General features: G+C 33.2%; 1 protein-coding gene. It reads right to left on the bottom strand.

The features are described 5' to 3' along the window. Nucleotides 1-523 (bottom strand): hypothetical protein (locus CSUIS19073_RS08290; protein WP_337214425.1); only part of this gene is annotated, 523 nt, incomplete at its 3' end. Nucleotides 524-563 lie beyond the last annotated feature (40 nt).

Below are 563 nucleotides of genomic sequence, written 5' to 3' on the forward strand. Positions count from 1 at the left end.
TGTTGAAGATTTCTTGGGCGAGTTCTACGGCAACTTTATAGCCACCACCATTATTACTATATTGACTAATATCTACTCCTAAATTTACATTTGGATCTTTTATAAATTCTACTAATAAAAACTTACCCATTTGATAAGCATTTTTTCCATAAACCCAGTCATCACGATCGATAGGATTTTGGCGAGTATTTTGATAAGTTATCAAGGCCTCACCAAGAGCTTTTAAGTCAGAAAATTCTGGAGTTTTTGCTATCATATCTGCGTATTTATCGATTTGACTTTGGATTTGGCTGGCATCTAGATTAGGCAATTTATTAAACTCATTAATTTCATTAGTGCGTTGCTCTTGGGTTTTAGGCGTGCAAGTCAAACACACACCATTATTTACAAACTCATAAAAGTCTTGTATATATTTATTAGAGTTTTTTGGGTCGTTGATAGGGTCATAAACCCAGTTAGCGTGTAGTGAGCCGCTTAAACCAAAGCTAATTATAGCCGCACTTGTAATTTTAGAAATTTTCATATTACCTCCTTAAAATTGTAAATTTAAAGTGGGTATTATA

The sequence above is a fragment of the Campylobacter sp. RM19073 genome (assembly GCF_024723495.1).
Classification (GTDB): domain Bacteria; phylum Campylobacterota; class Campylobacteria; order Campylobacterales; family Campylobacteraceae; genus Campylobacter; species Campylobacter porcelli.